The sequence below is a fragment of the Maricaulis parjimensis genome (genome assembly GCF_016817355.1).
Lineage (GTDB): Bacteria > Pseudomonadota > Alphaproteobacteria > Caulobacterales > Maricaulaceae > Maricaulis > Maricaulis parjimensis.
Window position 1 is genome coordinate 398,985 of record NZ_JADOTT010000002.1, and the last position, 17,713, is coordinate 416,697.

Sequence of the window (17,713 nt, forward strand, 5' to 3'; positions counted from 1 at the left end):
CTTCTGTATCCCTGAAAAGAAAGTGATCCCGATGTCTGTCGCCGATCTTGCCCAAAACGCGAAAGCCTGGCCGTTTGAACAAGCGCGCCTGCTGAAAAAGCGTCTGGACAAGATGGGCCGAAAATCGGGGCCGGTCGTGTTCGAGACCGGCTATGGGCCGTCGGGCCTCCCGCACATGGGGACATTCGGTGAAGTCGTGCGCACGACCATGGTCCTGCGCGCCTTCGATGCGCTGACGGACGGCGCCTACGAGCCCAAGCTGATCTGCGTTTCCGATGACATGGACGGGATGCGCAAGGTTCCCGACAATCTCCCGCAACAGGAGATGCTGGCCGAACATCTGCAAAAGCCGCTGACCGAAGTGCCGGACCCGTTCGGCACGGCGGAGAGCTATGGCGCCCACATGAATGGCCGCCTCAAGGGCTTCCTCGACAGTTTCGGCTTCACCTATGAGTTCAAGTCCGCGACCGAGCTCTACAAGTCCGGCGCCTATGACGCGATGCTGCTGAAGGCGGCCCAGAAGTATGACGCCATCATGGACGTCATGCTGCCCACGCTGGGCGCGGAACGCCAGGCGACCTATTCGCCCTTCCTGCCGATCTCACCGAAGACAGGCCGGGTCCTCTATGTCCCGATGAAGGCCGTCGATGCCGAGGCCGGCACAGTGACCTTCGACGACGAGGATGGCGAGGAAATGACGCTGCCGGTCACCGGCGGCCATGTGAAGCTGCAGTGGAAGCCGGATTTCGGCATGCGCTGGGCGGCCCTCGGCGTCGATTTCGAGATGTTCGGCAAGGACCACCAGACCAATGCGCCGATCTATTCGCGCATCTGCCGCATCCTCGGTGCCGAGCCGCCGACGCAATTCGTCTACGAGCTCTTCCTGGACCAGAAGGGCGAGAAGATCTCCAAGTCCAAGGGCAATGGGCTCTCGGTCGAGGACTGGCTGAAATATGCGCCGCAGCAATCGCTGGCCTACTACAACTTCGTCAAGCCGAAGACGGCCAAGCGCCTCTATTTCGACGTCATCCCGAAGGCCGTCGATGAGTATATGCAGCACCTGGCCGCCTATCACGGCCAGACGCCGGACAAGCAGTTGGAGAACCCGGCCTGGCACATCCATAACGGCAATCCGCCGCAGGATGCCTCGCCGATCTCTTTCGCGCTCCTGCTCAACCTGGCTTCGGCGGCTTCGGCCCACTCCACCGATGTGATGTGGGGCTTTATCGGCCGCTATGTCGACGGAGCCACGCCGGAGAGCCATCCGCTGCTGGACGCACTGGCCGGTTTTGCCGTCCAGTATTTCCAGGACTTCGTCGAACCGACCAAATCCTTCCGTGCGCCCACCGATATGGAACGCGCGGCCATGGAAGATCTGCTTGCGCGTCTGAAGGCCATGCCGGCGGATACTCGTGACGGGGCCATGATCCAGGATGAGGTGTTTGCCGCCGGCAAGACACAGGAATTCGAAAACCTGCGTGACTGGTTCCAGGCCCTCTATGAGACCCTGCTCGGCCAGTCCCAGGGTCCGCGTTTCGGCTCCTTCGTCGCCATTTACGGCGTCCCGCAGACCATCGCCCTGATCGAAAAGGCGCTGGCGGGGGAGCTGGTAAAGGGCTGATTTGAAACCAGTTTTTGAAAAGGCCCGCTTGTCGGGCTCTTTCTTTCTGCGCAAATGTCAAAAAAATCATACACAATGTCTTGCATTCCAGACATCGGTGTGTGTAAAAAATACCAGACACAGAGACTGGAGTTTTTGACATGAGTTTTCACGAGAAGAGCAATCTGGCCATGCTGGTCATCATGGTCGGCGTTTATGGCTGGTATTTCACGACGTCGATCGTGGACGTGATGGGCGGGATGTCGCCGGAGGCGGCGTTGGCTGTGACCAATACCAAGATGATCATCACCGTTCTGGGCATGATCGCTGCGTCCATCGTGGTCCATATCGCCATTGCGATCGCAGCCCCGTCCGAGGCCGATGACACATCGGACGAACGGGACAAGCTGATCGAATTGCGCGGTGACCAGCGCGGCGGTCTGGTCCTGGCCCTGTTCGCCTTGCTGGCCATGGGCTCAGCCATGACGGCCCAGCCCTATTATCTGGTCGCGAACCTGATCCTGGCCGGTCTGGTGGCGGGCGAGATCGCCAAGGCCGTGTCCAAACTGGTCGACTATCGCCGCGGGGTCTGAGCCATGGCGAAACCGACCCTCATCACCAATGAAATCCGTACCCTGCGCTTTCACGCCGATGAAATGAGCCAGGCCGATCTCGCCAAGGCCATCGGCGTGACCCGCCAGACCGTGATCGCCATCGAGCAGGGCAAATATTCGCCCTCCCTGGAAGTCGCCTTCAAGATCGCCCGCGTCTTCAAAGTGGGACTGGAAGAGGTGTTCCAGTATCCGGAGGCGGAGTGAAAAGCAGTTGTCGGTCCTCCTTCCCCTTGATGGGGAAGGTGGATCGCCACGCAGGGGCGAGACGGAAGGGGTGAATCCCGGTGGAGCCGGACACACCTCGCCCCCACCCCCTCCGCCGGGCATTCGCCCGGCACCTCCCCCGTCAAGGGGGAGGAGGTTCAGGCCTGGCTCCGCAGATTCACCCGCATCTCTACCTTCGTATCCGGCTGTAGCGTGATCTTCAGCACTGGCAGCGGGTCGCGCGTCTCGGCATAGTCCAGGCGCAGTTTGCGCAAGAGGCAGGCCAGTACGATCACCATTTCCATCATTGCAAAGCGGGCCCCGATGCACACGCGCGGGCCGATCCCGAAGGGCAGGTAGGCGTCCCGCGGGATATCCTTGGCGGCCTCGCCCAGGAAACGGTCCGGGATGAAGGCATCTGGCTGGTCCCAGATATCGCGCTGGCGATGCAGCAGCCAGGTCGAGATGACGACATCCGTCCCGGCGGGAACCGGCACACCACGCACCAGATCCCATTCCTTGGACGTCCGCGCCAGCAACGGGGCGGACGGGTAGAGACGCAGGCTTTCCTTGATGACGGCCTCTGTCCAGGGCAGGAGGCGCGACCAGTCCGACGGATCGGTCTCGTCCAGCGGGGCGGCATCAATTTCGGCTTCCAGTCTTTCCCGGGTCTCCTCATCCCGCGACAGGAGATAGAGCGTCCAGGCCAGGCTGCGCGCTGTGGTCTCATGGCCAGCGGCGAGGAAGGTGAGGAGATTGTCCGTGACCGCCTCATCATCAAGGCCGGCGCCCAGCAGCAGGTCCAGAAAGTCGGCGGCGCGGCCTTCCTCTTCCGGCGACGGCCGGGCCCGGCGGGCGACCGCCACGCGCGTCACCTGCCGGCGCAAATCCTCGATCACGCGGCGCGCCTTGGACTGGCCAAAGCGCGGGATCCAGCCGGGCAGATGGATGAGGTCGAACGGGTGCGGCACGCCGCTGAGTTCCAGCAGGTCATGGATGCCCTGGGTGAACTCGGCCTTGTCCAGCGCCTCATCGCCGGAAAACAAGGTCTCCATCAACACGTCCAGCGTGAGGTCGACCATGAATTGCGCCATCGGCTCGATCTGGCCGTCCTTTTCCGCCAGACGGTCGGTGGCGTCTTCGCAGACCTGCCGGATCAGCGGGGCAAAGGCATTGACCTTGCGCGGTGTGAAGACCGGAGAGACGGCCTTGCGGGCCTTTTTCCAGGTCTCGCCCTCTGCGGTCAGCAAACCATCGCGCAGGAAGGGTTTGAGAACTGCCTGGCGCAGCGGGTTCATGGTGAAATTATCGGCCCGGGTGACGAAGCAGTGATGGATGCCTTCCGGGTCGGAGAGCAGGAGATTGGACCGGCCCAGAAAGCGGAAGGGGGCCATGCGGATGGAGAAGTGATGCTCGCCCCAGACCTCCAGCGGATTGCGGCGCATCGCCTTGAAATAGGCCAGATAATCCGACAGATGCAGCTCGCCGAGCTTGGAATACTGGGCATAGGGCGGGCGCGGCGGCTCAAAGGCGGTCGTCATGGCAACTCCTTGCCCGATGGAAACTAGGCCAATCTGCTCCGCTCGCCATGCGCGAATGGTCGCGGGGCCGGCCTACTGGCTGGCCCAGAGAATGCGGGCAATCCAGTCAATCTCCGCCAGGGCAATCTTGCGAACCGGTTGGTCTGGCCGGATCGGGTGGAGCACAACCTGTTTCACGCCATGCTCGCCCAGTTCGAAGGCATCCAGACCTCCACTCCGGTGTTTCACCAGAACACGGTCACCAGGGCGCAGCGGGCTGTCCGGTGCCACGATCAAACGGTCGCCACGCCGATAGACCGGGCGCAGCTTGTCATCTTCCACGGTGAGCGCGAAGGCGTTCTCCGCCCCTTCGCCGGGAAAGGCGATCTGGGTCCAGCTCTCTCCGGCGGGACGGCCCCCGGCGTCAAAGGCGGACTGGGTGTCATCGCTCAGCCCGCGCGCCTGCACGCCCGTCATCACGGGTGTGCCCATGATCAGGCCGACAAAGCCGGCCAGATCCATATGCGCGGCTCGCAGGGCCTTGGACAGGCTCTCCGTGGAGGGCCAGCGCGGTTTCTGTCCGTCACGCGAGACGCGTTTGGACGGGTTGAACGTGGTTGAATCCAGGCCAGCCCTTCGGGCGAGGCCGGACGGGCTTGTCTGGGCATGCGCTGCGAGGCGGTCAATGCCCTGCCAGATTTGCTCGTGTGTGAACATGCCGGCATCATAGGCCAGCCAGGGTTGTAGGAAAACGGTCCGTGAACGGTTGGGTGCTTGCCTGTCTCCGCGAGCGGGGATAACCCGGGGTCATGACCGCCAAAAAAGCCTTCCGACTCGCCACTCCCGAACGCTGGGCCACCGCCATGGCGGAGGGCCGGTTTGCCGGTGATCCGCATGATGTGGCGGACGGTTTCATCCATTTGTCCGCGGCTGATCAGGTCGAGGGCACGCTGGTGAAGCACTATAATGATCATGCCCGTCTGCTTCTGGTCGAGATCGATCTGGAGGCGCTGGGTGATACGGTGAAATGGGAAGTTTCGCGCGGCGGCGCGCTCTTCCCGCACGTATATGGGGATATCCCGTCCAGCGCGGTGCGTGGCATGCGCCATGTGCGGCGCAATGAGGATGGCGACTGGATTTTGCCCTCGGACCTGGAGCGGGACTGACATGCTGCACGACCTGGCCACCACCTTCCTGCGCGGACTGGATCCGGAACAGGCGCACAAGCTGACCCTGATGGGACTGAAGGCCGGTCTGGGGCCCAAGGAAAAGACCGAAGACGATCCGGTGCTGGCCACATCCCTGGCCGGCATCGCTCTGACCAATCCGGTCGGGCTGGCCGCCGGTTTCGACAAGAATGCCGATGCGCCGGACGCGCTTCTGGCCATGGGGTTCGGCTTTGTCGAATGCGGTGCCGTCACGCCGCGACCGCAGGATGGCAAGCCGCGTCCGCGCATTTTCCGCCTTGAAGAGGACGAGGCTGTCATCAACCGGATGGGCTTCCCCAATCTGGGCTTGGAGCATTTTCGCCGTCAGCTGCAGCGCCGGTCCGGGCGACCCGGCCTGGTCGGGGTGAATCTGGGTGCCAATCTGGATAGCGAAGACCGCGTCGCCGACTATGTCGCCTGCCTGAAAGAGCTGCGCGGGCTGGCCGGTTTCTACACCGTCAATGTCTCCTCACCGAACACGCCGGGCCTGCGCACGCTGCAGGCGTCCGGTGCGCTGGACGAGCTGCTGGCCCGGGTTGTGGCCGTGCGCGATGAGGCGCCCGTCTTCATCAAGATCGCGCCTGACATTGAGGACCGTGAGGCGGCCGATATTGTCGCGGCCATCGGCCGGCACGGGCTGAATGGTGTGATCGTGTCCAACACGTCGATCACGCGTCCGGAAAGCCTGCAGAGTGATAAAATGGGCGAAGCGGGCGGTCTGTCCGGTCCGCCGATCTTCCAGCGCTCCACCGATCTTGTCAGGGAGTTCCGCCATGTCGCCGGGCCGGATCTGGCCATTATCGGTGTGGGTGGTGTGGACAGTCCGGAAACGGCCTATGCCAAGATTCGGGCCGGGGCGAATGCGATCCAGCTCTACACCGGCCTCGTCTATCACGGACCCAGCCTGATCACCGAGATCAAGGAAGGCCTGGTCGAGCGGCTTCAGGCGGACGGATTTGCGTCCGTCGCCGATGCTGTCGGGGTGGGCTGAGCCAGTCGTCTTTCCAACGCCGGATAGGCCACGCCCAGGGCTCCGGCCCGGGCTAAGTAGAACACCACAAAGGCGGCCCAGACGCCGTGATTGGCGAAACTGGGTGACAGGATCGCGTCGGCGCCCAGATAAACCAGGACCGAGGCAATGCCGGCATTGCGCAGGATTTTTCCGCTCGTCGTGCCGATGAATATTCCGTCCAGCAGCCAGGCACCGGCCCCCAGGAAGGGTACGATCGCGCACCAGGGCAGATAGGTGATGGCCGCGTTGAGGGTAGCTTCATCCTTGATCACCGAAGCCAGGACCTCATCCCCGTACAGGAAGGTCAGCCCGGCGAACACAGCACCGGCTGCGAACATGGGCTCGCCCGTCAGGCGGACAGCGCGACGCAGATCGCCGAGGGATTTGCGGCCAAAGGCACGGCCGGCCTCGGTCTCGGCGACGAAGGCGAAGGCATCCAGCACGAAGGCCCAGAGCGAGATGACCTGCAGCAGGACGTGATTGCCGGCCAGGGGCGCTGCGCCCTGGCGCGCGCCGGCATTGGCAAACCAGGTAAAGCCGATCACCAGGCACCAGGTGCGGATCATCAGGTTGAGATTGACGTGGAACATTTCCGCCAGCGCCTTGGGGGCCATCAGGCGGGCCCGGTCCAGAACGCCTGCGGCCCAGCCTTTTTGCTGACGCAGGGCGAGGGCGGTGAAGCCGAGGGCTGCGACCAGTCCGCCCCATTCCGCAATCGCTGTGGCGGCACCGACACCGCCGGGGCCATGGCCCAGCCCCAGGACAAACCAGAGATCGAGCACAATGTTGAGGGCGCTGAACGTGATGTAGATGGCGAGTGTCGCTGCGTTCCGGCCCAGTCCGATCAGCCAGCCGGACAGGGCGAAAGTGGCCAGGGCGGCCGGTGCGCCCCAGGCGCGGGCCAGGAGATAATCCTCGCCCCGGCTCTCGACAGCGGCTTCACCCTGCAGGACGGCAAATCCGCCCCAGGCGATGAGATCGCGCAGCGCCCAGACCAGAAGGCCGAGCAGGCTGGCAATCGCAAGGGCGCGAAGCAGGATGCGCTGGGCTTCCGCCGTGTCTCCGGCGCCATCGGCCTGGGCGGTCAGCCCGGTCGTGCCCATGCGCAGGAAGTAGAAGCTCCAGTAGAAGACGGAGAAGATGGCGCTGCCCAGTGCCACGCCGCCGAGATCGGCGGTATCACCGGACAGGCCGAGGACAAATGTATCCGCGACGCCCGCCAGGGGCACGGCCGCATTGGCGAAAACCAGCGGCCAGGCGCGTTTGAGAACATCAATCCGGGTGAGCGGGGCGGTGGACATCCCGCGCACCTAGCCCGGCCTTTGGGGCCGGGCAAGGGTCGTGGTGTGAATTAGTCGTTCAGCGCGATTTGCTGGGACGCCGCTTCGGCGGTGACGACGCCGCGGGCCACATCCAGCTGGGCCATGGCGTGGGCCGTCGTTTCGCGGACGCACTGGCGCATCGTGTAGGAGCGCAGCAGGTCGGTCATGACGCGGTCGCGGCAGACGTCGGTGGCGGCTTCTTCGATACGGGCTTCCAGGGCCGCCAGGTCAGAGGCGCTGTCCAGGTTGAAAGAGGCCAGCTCAATGGTGACGGCGTCGGCCGGCTGGTCGGCGAAAGCGACCGGAGCGGAAGCGACAGCGGCGAGGGCGGCAAGGGCGATGATGCGCATGACAGAACTCCAAATGTCTTGGGGCGATGCGTGAGTGCATGGCCGATGGACACTAGACTGGACATGCTTCGTGGGAATTTCCAGTGCGCTGCAGCAAAAAATGGTGCACTGCGAAAATGCAAAAATGTATGGCGCCTTTGGCACGAATCCCGCGCTGGCTTCAAGATGCTGAAATTACGAAATTATCAGGCTCAGACGCCGCACACGCCATCGCGGCATTTCTGGCGCGGGCGGTAGGGGGCAAGCCAGCGATACAGCACATCCAGGGGGATGCGTATGGGCGCCGGGCGGGTCAGAAGGGCCAGCCAGCGCCATCCCGGGATGCGTTCCCAGATCGCGATGAAGGCCTTCCAGCCGGTCTCGACACGCCCGTCTGGCAGCCGCACATGCAGCGCGGCCAGCGCGGCATCCCGGTCCACGTCGTCCGGCAACTCGCCATTGCAATCATGAAGCTGGATGATGTGCGCGCCATGGCGCGCATAACGTCCCATCTCCATCCGGCAGATCGGGCAAAGCGCGTCGTAATAGGCGATGAGAGGTCCGGTGGTATCCATGCGGACACTCTAGCGGGCCCTGGATGGGGATCCCATGGGGCAAGGCGTCGCGGTGCGAGCCGTGTCAGCCCCTGGCACGGCTCGTCACACGGTGTGCGGCACTATTCGGAACGCACCAGGGTCATGGCGAAGCGCGACGAGCCGTTGCTGGCGTCGGCCAGGCGCTGTTCCAGACGGAAGTCGGCCGCGGCAAAAGTCGCTTCGATGCACTGTTGTTCCACACGGGCCCGGTCCAGACCCCGCAGGCCGCGCTCGACGCAGAGCTTTTCGGCGGCATCAAGCAGTTCGGCACGGATCTCGGCAACCGCATTCGGATTGTGCAGATCGGTGGCATCGAACACCACGGTTTCAGACTGGCGGTTGGCATCGGACGCCAGGGTGGCGGGGGCCAGCAGGGTGAGGGTGGCCGTTGCGGCCAGAAGGGTCTTGATCATAGGGGGCTCCTGTTCACGGGCGGCAGGCATGCACCTCGCATCCCTCACCGCAGAACCCACACTGACGCCTTGCGCATAACGCGAAGATGGCGCCCGACCTAAACCGGCGTCAGTCCTGCGTCATATTCTCTCGGAACCGTAACGCAACCGTCAGGATGCGCTGTCAGCGCCTTCCGGCGTGATCAGGAAGTGGCCGTGCAGCGTGGCCACCGGGGCCTCGGTCCGCCCCTGCCAGGCTTCCACCCGCACATTGGCCACACGTCGGCCGGAACGGGCGACGATGGCGCGGGCATAGACATCCTGGGCCCGGGCCGGGCGCAGATAGTCGATCGCAACATCGATCGGGCGGGGCAGGCGGGCCATGGGCTGGCTGACCAGCAGCGAGGCCGAGGCCACGACTTCCAGAAAAGCCCCGACAGCCCCGCCATGCAGGGCCGGGATCAATGGATTGCCGACCAACGTGTCCGTGAAAGGCAGGACACCGGTCAGTTCGGTCCCCTTCTGCTCCAGCTGCACGCCGATGCGCGAGACGAAGGGCGTGGCCAGCAGGGTTTCCAGCAGGACCTGGCTCATTCGCCGCCTCCCCTGATCGCGTCCATGGCGCGCTTGTGCGCGGCCTTGGAAGCGCCGGAGATCATGAAGGCGGCCTGCGCAATGGCGACTGGGTCTTCCGGGTCTCCGTCATGGGCCGTGGCCCGGACGAAGGCGACCAGGCCGTGGGATTTCAGGCAATGGGCTTCCGCGGTGATGTCGCAGCCCGGCTTGGCCGGACGCATATAGTCGATCCGCAGGTCCAGTGTGGCGGGGGTGTGCCGGGCACCGAGACCGCCAAAGGCAGCCATGCCGCAGCAATGGTCCAGAAGCGCGGTGATCACCCCGCCATGCAGGGTTCCGGTTTCCGGGTCGCCGATCAGGTCCTCGGAATAGGGTGTCGTCATCACCGCCCGGCGCTGCGTCATCTCGATGATTTTGAATCCCAGGGAGACCGCATAGGGCGCGCCATCCACGATCAGCGGTGCCAGCGCGTCGAGACGCTTCTGGAATTCTTCGGGGTCTTCTGGGGGTTCCGGGTCCATGGAAGGGGCCGTGTTGCGAGCAGACCGGAAATTGATAGGTCATGCCCAGGGGCCCGGCCAAGCGGTTTTAGCCGCGGCGCATCCGCTTCTCGACGACCTGTTCCAGGCCCATCACGACCGGTTCGCGCAGCGGATTGCCGTCCTCGGCCATGCGGGAGAGTTGGGAAATCGTCGCCCGGTGCATGTCGGCGACTTCCGCCTCGACCAGCGTGTAAGTCTTGATGTGCGAGATGAAGCGCTGCAGCGAGCGGGCCACGCGCAGGGTCAGCGGGTCCCCGCTCAATTGCATTTCCTGGACCAGCGAAACGGCGGCGGCGCGGGCCGCCTGCATCGGCGTGGTCAGGCCGGCTTCAACATCGGCCATGCGCTTGTAGCTGGGACCGGCGGCATGCCGTTTGCGACGGCGGCGGTCCGGCCCGGCGAAGCGCGGGGACTCGATAAAGTCACGCGGTTTCTCGCGCAGCGAGGTCAGCCGGTGCTGCAGGGTCACCGGGGCAATCGGTGTGATGATGAATTCGCTGACACCGGCATCGCGGGCCAGTTCAATCTCCCGGCGCGAGCGCGGCTGGGAAATCATGATGATCGGCATTTCGCGCAGGACACGGTCGTCCATCTCGCGGATCCGACGGATCAGGCGCAGACGGTCTTCGGTCGGCGTGGAGGCATCATTCCAGTCTGAGACGAGCACGCCGGGCAGGCGCTCATTCATCATCTCCATCGTGCTGTCGGCGCAGCGCGCGACATGCACTTCATTGCTGCCGGCATCGCGCAGCAGCGAGACCAGGATGGAACGCATGAAAGGATTGGATTGCAGCAGGAGCGGCGCACGCTGGGGCGACCAGGCGTCAGCCTGGACAAGGGCGTTGGACACGCCCGGAAAGGTTTCCGCCCGTTCGATCATGCGAAGGGTTTAAGTCAAACCTGTTGATATCTTGCAAAGGCAAGTGGTTAACGCCGCATGACTTCTGCGGATCAGGGGCGGCCGGTTGCCCGGATCACGCGGAACACGATCCAGATCGGAATCACCAGGACGGCACCCAGGAGGAAATACTCCACGGCCCAGCCGGCGCTATCGATGATGAAGGACGCAAACCGCGACCAGCTCTCCGCCAGCGTGCCGAAGAAATCGATCCACAGATCGCGCGGATTGACGTTGAGCGCCGCCAGAAGGAAGCCGGCCAGCACACACAGCAGTACCAGGCGGACAATATCCTTGGCGGACAGGCTGATCAGGCGCTGCACGAAAGTGCGGCGTTCGGGGGTGGAGGTCGACGTGTTCGTATTCGTCTCGGTCATGGCTTCACTCTACCTCCAAATGCGGCGCAATCGGGGCGATCACCACCCCGATTGCCCAAAGCCGCTTCAGCCCTTTTTCGCGATATTGACGCGGTGCGGGTAGGGAATGGAAATGCCGTTCTTGTCGAAGGCTTCCTTGACGTTCTTCAAACCGTCAAAACGCACACCCCAATAATCGGCGGTGTTGACCCAGACGCGGGCGGCGAGGTCGACCGAGGACTCGCCATGGGCGGTCACGGCGAGGAAAATGTCCGGGTCGCGGTGCACGCGCTCGTCGGCCATCAGGGTTTCCTTGATCACCGCCATCGCCTTGTCGATATCGTCGCCATAATCGATGGAGAAACCGAAATCGACACGACGCGTCGGGTTGGCGCTGTAATTGGTGATCACATCACCCCAGGCCTGGCCGTTGGGAATGATGATCTTCTTGTTGTCGCCCGTCGCCATGATGGTGGTGAACAGGTTCACATCCTTCACCGTGCCGGCGACACCGGCCACTTCCACCCAGTCGCCAATGGCATAGGGACGGAAGGCGATGATCATCACGCCGGCCGCGATGTTCGAAAGCGTGCCCTGCAGGGCAAAGCCGATGGCCAGGGTGATGGCACCGAGTGCGGCGACCATGCTGGTCGTCTCCACGCCGAACTTGCCCAGAACGGCGATGATCACCACGGCGATCACGGCATAATAGACGATGGAGGCAAAGAAATTGCCCAGCGTGTCGTCGAGGCGTTCCGAGCTGGCCGCCATTTTGCGGACGCCGCTGCGCGCCCAGCCGGCGACAATAAAGCCGACGATCAGGATCAGGGCGGCCAGGATCAGATTGGTCCCGGCGGCAATGCCGCGTTCGGCCAGGACGGCCATGGTTTCCGGATTGAGGAATTCCTCGAGATTCATCGCACATGCCCCTCTGCAAGCGTTTCAATCGCTACTAGCACCCTTCCCCTGTTGGGGGAATGCTTATGTGGCGGGCTCGGGAACACGATCCGTCGTATCGCGGACAATGGTGATTTTCTGCCAGATTTTCGCGGACATGTTGGCTGTCAGGCTTTCAATGTCATTGACCGAGGCGATCACGACCGGGTCGCGTGAATTCTGGGCATAAAGAGCCGCAATCTTGCCCGCCATGGAGAGGGCCTCGGCGCAATAATCCAGATAGCGGGTCAGATCGAAATCACTCATCGCCCGGCGCGGCGAAGCCTTGGTCTGCGGGCCGAGACGCAGAAGGGCGATCGGGTCCTTGGTCAGCTGGTGCATGTCGATCACGTGGGCGATCGAGCGCAATTCGTGCAGATCATCCAACGCCAGGGAGCGTTTCAGCCTTTCCTCGACGCGCGTCAGCGTGAAGATCGCGACGGCTGTCAGGATTACGATATTGAGCCCGGCCTCCACGCCTTCGAACACGGTATAGATATCCGCCTGTGTGCCGTCGACATCGACCCAGTTGAAGAAACCGCGGCCAACAAGCACCAGGGCGGTTACGGACAGAAGCACGGCGAGGATCGTGCCGGCGCGAAGCAGAAAATAGGGACGGGCGAGACGTTCGCTTCGGCGGCGGTCACGCTTGCCCAGCTCGATGAGCTCGAGAATGACATTGTTCAGGCTGGCATCCGGGAAGCGTTCTCGAACGCGGGCGGCCAGCCTCTCCAGTGTGTCGACGATATGGTTCGAGTCCAGTGAGCTGAATGGCAAATAATCCCCCCTTGCCGATTGGTCCGTGTGTCTGTCTGCCGGCCCGAACGGGACAGGCCTAAAAGCGTGTTCAGCTCGTGGCGGCGGTGGTCGCCGCAACGCTGGCTGAGGTGGCGGCCACAATCATCGCGGCCTGGGCTGCCAGGATGGCCGCGAGATCCCGGGCTGCATCGATGGGCTGGACATCGCCCTGGCCAGCCAGCGTCAGGCGCAGCGCCAGTTTGGCGGCGACATCGCTGGAGACGCGCAGGGATTTGTCGGCCTTGATGGCCTGATAGGTCTGCACGAGCTGGGTGCCGATTTCCTTGCCCCGGCCGTGCGCGGCCGCGACGGCCATGCCGGTCTTGCCGATCCCGCTGCGCAGTGCGCCATGGCGGCGCAGGCCCGCATTCAGAGCGGCCCAGGCGGGGCCGATGGCCCGCGCATCATATTGCTGGAAGGCAATCTCGCAGGCGGCGGCCTCGGCGGCAGCCTTGGGAATGCCGGCATCGCGGAGATCCTGGCGGGCGCGGTTCAGATGACCCAGCGCTTCTTCCGGTGTTTCGCCCAGCCCGGCGAAGATGGCGGCGACGACTTCCTCCCGGCCGGCATCGCGCCGCCACCACGGGGCGGCGATGGCCTCCAGGATGTCGTAGAAACTGTCGGCCTGGTGGCCTTGCCCGCCCGAGGACACCAGCGCCAGGGCGGCGCAGGCACCATTATGGGTGAGCCGGCGCCCACCCCGCGCCTTGCGGCAGTCCTCCAGCGCCGTTCGGGCGGCAAAGAAATGGTCCGAGGTGCGGCCACTGGCGGCCAAGGCGGCCGCGAAAACCAGGCGCATCGACTTGGTGGGGCTGGCCCACATGCCCAAGCCTTCATTCAACTGGTCACGGAGCTGGATCGTGCGTTCTGCCTGCAGGACGGGGTCCTGTGTCGATGACAGGCTCGCCAGGGCTGCGAAATGCGCATACAGCTTCCCGCCGCGTGCGGCACGGTCGACAAAGGCGGCATCCAGCGCCTTGTACCGGTCAAAAACGGTCCCTGGCATTTCACTTTCCCTCGCAACTCTACTCATTGCCCGCAAGCATGGCGAAATCGGGGCGGACAGGGCAGGGGGACGCTTTTGCGGATTGTCCCCTGCTTTTGCTGTCGGGTCTCTCGCCCCGCCAGCATCGGCGGACTAGTCTTTCCCGCATGCCGGACACGCAGCCCCCTTCTCTCCTGCCGTCGCGTTTTGCCGATTGGTTCGCCAGCCGGGGCTGGGCCGCGCGCCCGCACCAGCTGGAGATGATCGAGGCCGCGCAGGCCGGCGAGGATGCGCTGCTGATCGCGCCCACCGGCGGCGGCAAGACGCTGGGGGGATTCCTGCCCAGCCTGATCGAACTGGCAGAGACCGTCGCCGCGAACCCGCGCCCCGACCGGCCGCATGCCCTGCACACGCTCTACATTTCTCCGCTCAAAGCCCTGTCGGTTGATGTGGCCCGCAATCTGATGACGCCGGTCAGCGAGATGGGGTTGGATCTGCGCATCGAGACACGCACGGGGGACACCTCCCAGTCCAAGCGTCAGCGCCAGCGCGCGCAGCCGCCGGACATTCTGCTGACCACGCCGGAGCAGCTGGCCCTCTTCTGTGCGACGGCGAATGCTGAGGCCTTCTTCCGCGATCTCCGCCGGATCGTGATCGATGAAGTCCATGCCATCGCGCCGCAAAAACGGGGGGATTTGCTGGCGCTGGGACTGGCGGCCATTACCCGCTGGGCGCCGGATGCCCGCCGTGCCGGCCTGTCGGCAACGGTGGCCGATGAGGGCGGGCTGGCCCGCTGGTTGACGGCACAGTCGCCCGATACCTCGCGCTTTGCCCGCATTGTCCGCGGTGCGCCGGGGGCTCGGCCCCGGGTCGACATTCTCGATCCGGACACGCGCATACCCTGGGCGGGACATTCCGGCCGTCACGCCATTGCGGATGTCTATGAGCGGATCAAGGCGTCGAAAATGGCGCTGGTCTTCGTCAATACGCGCTCCCAGGCCGAGATGACCTTCCAGGAACTCTGGAACATCAATGACGAAAACCTGCCCATCGCCCTGCATCATGGTTCGCTGGCGCCGGAGCAGCGGCGCAAGGTCGAGGCGGCAATGGCGGCGGGCAAGCTGAAAGCCGTTGTGTGTACCTCCACGCTCGATCTCGGCATTGACTGGGGGGATGTCGATCTCGTCGTCCAGATGGGTGCGCCGAAAGGCTCCTCCCGCCTGATCCAGCGTCTGGGCCGCTCCAACCACCAGCTCGACAGTCCCTCGCGTGCCCTGCTGGCGCCGACCAACCGGTTTGAGCATCTGGAATGCCAAGCCGCTCGGGAGGCGGTGGCCGCCAATGCGCTGGACGGAGAGCCACTCAAGGCCGGCGCTCTGGATGTTCTGGCCCAGCACATCATGGGGCGGGGCTGTGGCGAAGCTTTCAATGCCGACGCCCTGTTCGACGAGATCCGCACGGCCTCGCCCTATGCGGAGCTGGACCGGGAAACCTATGACAAGGTCCTCGATTTCACGGCGACCGGCGGGTACGCGCTGGCGACCTATGACCGTTTTCGCCGTCTGATCAAACGTCGCGACGGGTTGTGGACGGCTCGCACGCCGCAGATCGCCCAGCGTCACCGGCTCAATGTCGGCACGATCGTGGAATCGCCGATGCTGGACGTCGTGGTCTCATCGCGCGGGCGGGGCGGGCACCGGCTTGGCCAGATCGAGGAATGGTTTGTCGACCAGCTGGCACCGGGCGACACCTTCCTGTTTGCCGGACAGGTCCTGCGGTTCGAGGGGATCGAGGAGATGGCGGTCCGTGTGACCCGCTCCACCGATACCGAACCGCGCATCCCGACCTATAATGGCGGCAAGTTTCCGCTCTCCACCTATCTGGCGGCGCGCGTTCGTGACCTGGTTCAGGATCCCTCCGGCTGGGACCAATTGCCCAGCCAGGTCCGCGACTGGTTGGACTTGCAGCAAAAGCGTTCCCGCCTGCCGCGCGCCAAGGGGCTTCTGGTGGAAACATTCCCGCGGTCGGCGCGCTTCTACCTGGTCTGCTACCCGTTCGAGGGGCGGCTCGCCCACCAGACGCTGGGCATGCTGCTGACCCGGCGGCTGGAGCGGATGCGCATGCGGCCCATGGGCTTTGTCGCCAATGAATACGCGCTCTCGGTCTGGGGGCTGCGCGATCTGTCCGGCTTGGACTTTGACGCCCTGTTTGACGAAGACATGATGGGGGATGATCTGGATGCCTGGCTGGCCGAGAGCCAGCTGATGATGCGGACTTTCCGCAATTGCGCCGTCATTGCCGGCCTGATCGAGCGCCGCTTTCCCGGCCATGAGAAGACGGGCCGCCAGGTCACCATGTCCACCGATCTCATCTATAATGTCCTGCGTGAACATGAGCCGGACCATGTTCTCTTGAAGGCCGCTTGGGCCGATGCCGGCAGCGGCCTGCTGGACATCCACCGGCTCGGCACGGCGCTGTCCCGGATCAAGGGGCAGATCGAGCATGTCGATCTGGACCGGATCTCCCCACTCGCCGTGCCCGTCATGCTGGAGATCGGCAAGGAACCCGTTTATGGCGAAGGCCATGAGAGCATCCTGGAAGACGTCTCGTCCGAGGATCTGATTGCGGAGGCCATGCGGCTTGACTGACACCGTCCAGCTCCAGGCGATATGCCGTTTTCGCGTCCATGAAACACTGGTCCTGGCGGATCCGGACGGCGTTCTGGTCGTGCCGGAAGTGGGTCTCCTGGTCGTGTCCGACCTCCATTTCGAGAAGGGTTCCTCCTTCGCCGTGGGTGGCCAGATGCTGCCACCCTATGACACGCGCACGACACTGCGCCGGCTCGCCGAGGCGATAGAGCGGCACCAGCCCCGAACCGTGATAGCACTGGGGGACAGTTTCCACGACACACGCGCCGATCAGCGCATGCATGACGAGGATGCGGCCACGCTCTGCGCCCTGGTGAACCGGCTGGAACGCTGGATCTGGATCGAGGGCAATCACGATCCGGCACCGCCGCCGCAATTCGGCGGAGAGGTGACGGATGAGATCGAGCTGGCCGGCCTGGTCTTCCGCCATGAGCCCACCGAGGGAGCGGCCCCCGGCGAGGTGGCGGGCCACCTCCATCCCTGCGCCAAGGTCCGCCGCAAGGGGCGCAGCGTCCGCAATCGCTGTTTCGCGACGGACGGAACGCGTCTCATCCTGCCGGCCTTCGGCGCCTATACCGGCGGTTTGAATGTCTGTGATGACGCCTTCACGCGCTGTTTCGGTGGCACGCCGGACGCCATGATCATGGGCCGGGACCGGGTTTGGCCCGTTGCCGCGAAGGCCTGCGTCCCGGACCGCTATTAGAGCAGGGCGAGGCCGAGACAGGCCAATCCGGCCAGAATGGCGCCCGCACTCAGCACCAGCCTCAGCCGCCCATACCAGTCCGGCAATTCACCGCACCGCATGGCTTGTCGATCCCAGAACAGGTGCGCGCACAGGCCCAATATGATCAGTGCGATCCCGGCCGGCGCGCCCAGCGCCCAGTGAAGGCCGATGGCGGCCAGTCCCAGACAGGTCGGCAGAAGCGCCAGCCCCCAGGTGGCCGTCTCGTTGTCCGGTGCCAGGGCCCGCCCCCATCGCGCCCCGCCCAGAAAGGAGAGGATCAGGGCACCATAGAGTGTGAAAAGCGCGAATTCGGCGGCGGGGCTGCGGCCAGTGAAACGGGCCTCAATGGCAAGCGCCACGGGCAGCCAGAAGGGTATCCAGCCGGCCAGTCCGCCCCAGAGGGCGCGGGCGGGAATGGGAGTGTGTCCGGTCATGCCGGCAGACATAGTCCGG

Annotated in this window: 21 protein-coding genes; 7 read left to right on the forward strand and 14 right to left on the reverse strand. The window is 64.3% G+C overall.

All coding sequences use genetic code 11. The annotated features are described in order from the left end of the window. The first annotated feature begins 31 nt into the window (after nucleotides 1–31). The 3 genes from I0K07_RS05430 to I0K07_RS05440 all read left to right on the forward strand — a co-directional run bounded on the left by I0K07_RS05430 (nucleotide 32) and on the right by I0K07_RS05440 (nucleotide 2,418). Entirely contained in the window at nucleotides 32–1,621 is a 1,590-nt protein-coding gene (locus I0K07_RS05430) for a lysine--tRNA ligase (protein WP_203291802.1), read from the forward strand. Between the two features lie 140 nt (nucleotides 1,622–1,761). Continuing rightward, nucleotides 1,762–2,193, forward strand: a complete 432-nt coding sequence (locus tag I0K07_RS05435; protein WP_203291803.1) for a hypothetical protein — start codon at nucleotides 1,762–1,764, stop codon at nucleotides 2,191–2,193. 3 nt (nucleotides 2,194–2,196) lie between these two features. Next, on the forward strand, nucleotides 2,197–2,418 hold the full coding sequence (locus tag I0K07_RS05440) for a helix-turn-helix transcriptional regulator (RefSeq protein ID WP_203291804.1): 222 nt from the start codon (nucleotides 2,197–2,199) through the stop codon (nucleotides 2,416–2,418). Nucleotides 2,419–2,576: 158 nt separating this feature from the next. Here I0K07_RS05440 and I0K07_RS05445 read toward each other — a convergent pair whose 3' ends face one another. Together I0K07_RS05445 and I0K07_RS05450 are read right to left on the reverse strand one after the other, a co-directional pair. Then, on the reverse strand, nucleotides 2,577–3,959 hold the full coding sequence (locus I0K07_RS05445; protein WP_203291805.1) for a cytochrome P450: 1,383 nt from the start codon (nucleotides 3,957–3,959) through the stop codon (nucleotides 2,577–2,579). 72 nt (nucleotides 3,960–4,031) lie between these two features. Then, a complete protein-coding gene (locus I0K07_RS05450) occupies nucleotides 4,032–4,655 on the reverse strand; it encodes a S24 family peptidase (protein ID WP_203291806.1) in 624 nt (207 codons plus the stop codon). 92 nt (nucleotides 4,656–4,747) lie between these two features. On the opposite strand from I0K07_RS05450, the gene I0K07_RS05455 reads away from it, so the two are divergent. Both I0K07_RS05455 and I0K07_RS05460 read left to right on the forward strand, forming a co-directional pair. Continuing rightward, a complete protein-coding gene (locus I0K07_RS05455) occupies nucleotides 4,748–5,104 on the forward strand; it encodes a DUF952 domain-containing protein (RefSeq protein WP_203291807.1) in 357 nt (118 codons plus the stop codon). A gap of 1 nt (nucleotide 5,105) precedes the next feature. Then, the gene (locus tag I0K07_RS05460) at nucleotides 5,106–6,137 is read left to right on the forward strand and encodes a quinone-dependent dihydroorotate dehydrogenase (protein WP_203291808.1); all 1,032 of its coding nucleotides are present in this window, start codon (nucleotides 5,106–5,108) and stop codon (nucleotides 6,135–6,137) included. On the opposite strand, the gene I0K07_RS05465 is transcribed toward I0K07_RS05460, so the two are convergent. The 11 genes from I0K07_RS05465 to I0K07_RS05515 form a co-directional block, all read right to left on the reverse strand. After that, nucleotides 6,089–7,459: an MATE family efflux transporter gene (locus I0K07_RS05465; protein ID WP_203291809.1), complete on the reverse strand. Its 1,371-nt coding sequence runs from the start codon at nucleotides 7,457–7,459 to the stop codon at nucleotides 6,089–6,091. The genes I0K07_RS05460 and I0K07_RS05465 overlap by 49 nt on opposite strands. A gap of 50 nt (nucleotides 7,460–7,509) precedes the next feature. Further along, complete coding sequence (locus I0K07_RS05470) at nucleotides 7,510–7,830, reverse strand: UrcA family protein (protein WP_203291810.1); 321 nt, start codon at nucleotides 7,828–7,830, stop codon at nucleotides 7,510–7,512. A gap of 191 nt (nucleotides 7,831–8,021) precedes the next feature. Next, nucleotides 8,022–8,384, reverse strand: a complete 363-nt coding sequence (locus tag I0K07_RS05475) for a thiol-disulfide oxidoreductase DCC family protein (RefSeq protein WP_203291811.1) — start codon at nucleotides 8,382–8,384, stop codon at nucleotides 8,022–8,024. Nucleotides 8,385–8,485: 101 nt separating this feature from the next. After that, nucleotides 8,486–8,818, reverse strand: coding sequence for a UrcA family protein (locus I0K07_RS05480; RefSeq protein ID WP_203291812.1), 333 nt, complete (start codon nucleotides 8,816–8,818; stop codon nucleotides 8,486–8,488). 150 nt (nucleotides 8,819–8,968) lie between these two features. After that, the gene (locus I0K07_RS05485; RefSeq protein WP_203291813.1) at nucleotides 8,969–9,391 is read right to left on the reverse strand and encodes a PaaI family thioesterase; all 423 of its coding nucleotides are present in this window, start codon (nucleotides 9,389–9,391) and stop codon (nucleotides 8,969–8,971) included. Continuing rightward, nucleotides 9,388–9,894, reverse strand: coding sequence for a PaaI family thioesterase (locus I0K07_RS05490; RefSeq protein WP_203291814.1), 507 nt, complete (start codon nucleotides 9,892–9,894; stop codon nucleotides 9,388–9,390). The genes I0K07_RS05485 and I0K07_RS05490 overlap by 4 nt, the downstream gene beginning before the upstream one ends. A gap of 67 nt (nucleotides 9,895–9,961) precedes the next feature. Next, nucleotides 9,962–10,795, reverse strand: coding sequence for a response regulator (locus I0K07_RS05495; protein ID WP_203291815.1), 834 nt, complete (start codon nucleotides 10,793–10,795; stop codon nucleotides 9,962–9,964). A 71-nt stretch (nucleotides 10,796–10,866) separates the two neighbouring features. Continuing rightward, nucleotides 10,867–11,190: a DUF6460 domain-containing protein gene (locus tag I0K07_RS05500; protein WP_203291816.1), complete on the reverse strand. Its 324-nt coding sequence runs from the start codon at nucleotides 11,188–11,190 to the stop codon at nucleotides 10,867–10,869. Nucleotides 11,191–11,256: 66 nt separating this feature from the next. Next, nucleotides 11,257–12,087, reverse strand: a complete 831-nt coding sequence (locus I0K07_RS05505; protein WP_203291817.1) for a mechanosensitive ion channel family protein — start codon at nucleotides 12,085–12,087, stop codon at nucleotides 11,257–11,259. A gap of 63 nt (nucleotides 12,088–12,150) precedes the next feature. Then, nucleotides 12,151–12,882: a hypothetical protein gene (locus I0K07_RS05510; protein ID WP_203291818.1), complete on the reverse strand. Its 732-nt coding sequence runs from the start codon at nucleotides 12,880–12,882 to the stop codon at nucleotides 12,151–12,153. A gap of 70 nt (nucleotides 12,883–12,952) precedes the next feature. Further along, on the reverse strand, nucleotides 12,953–13,909 hold the full coding sequence (locus tag I0K07_RS05515; RefSeq protein WP_203291819.1) for a hypothetical protein: 957 nt from the start codon (nucleotides 13,907–13,909) through the stop codon (nucleotides 12,953–12,955). 146 nt (nucleotides 13,910–14,055) lie between these two features. Here I0K07_RS05515 and I0K07_RS05520 point away from each other — a divergent pair, with 146 nt between their 5' ends. Continuing rightward, nucleotides 14,056–16,536, forward strand: a complete 2,481-nt coding sequence (locus tag I0K07_RS05520) for a ligase-associated DNA damage response DEXH box helicase (protein WP_203291820.1) — start codon at nucleotides 14,056–14,058, stop codon at nucleotides 16,534–16,536. Then, nucleotides 16,529–17,239, forward strand: a complete 711-nt coding sequence (gene pdeM, locus I0K07_RS05525) for a ligase-associated DNA damage response endonuclease PdeM (RefSeq protein WP_238934567.1) — start codon at nucleotides 16,529–16,531, stop codon at nucleotides 17,237–17,239. Before I0K07_RS05520 ends, pdeM begins: the two co-directional genes overlap by 8 nt. On the opposite strand, the gene I0K07_RS05530 is transcribed toward pdeM, so the two are convergent. Beyond that, nucleotides 17,236–17,694, reverse strand: coding sequence for a DUF3429 domain-containing protein (locus I0K07_RS05530; RefSeq protein ID WP_203291821.1), 459 nt, complete (start codon nucleotides 17,692–17,694; stop codon nucleotides 17,236–17,238). The two genes, pdeM and I0K07_RS05530, sit on opposite strands and share 4 nt — an antisense overlap. Nucleotides 17,695–17,713: the final 19 nt, after the last annotated feature.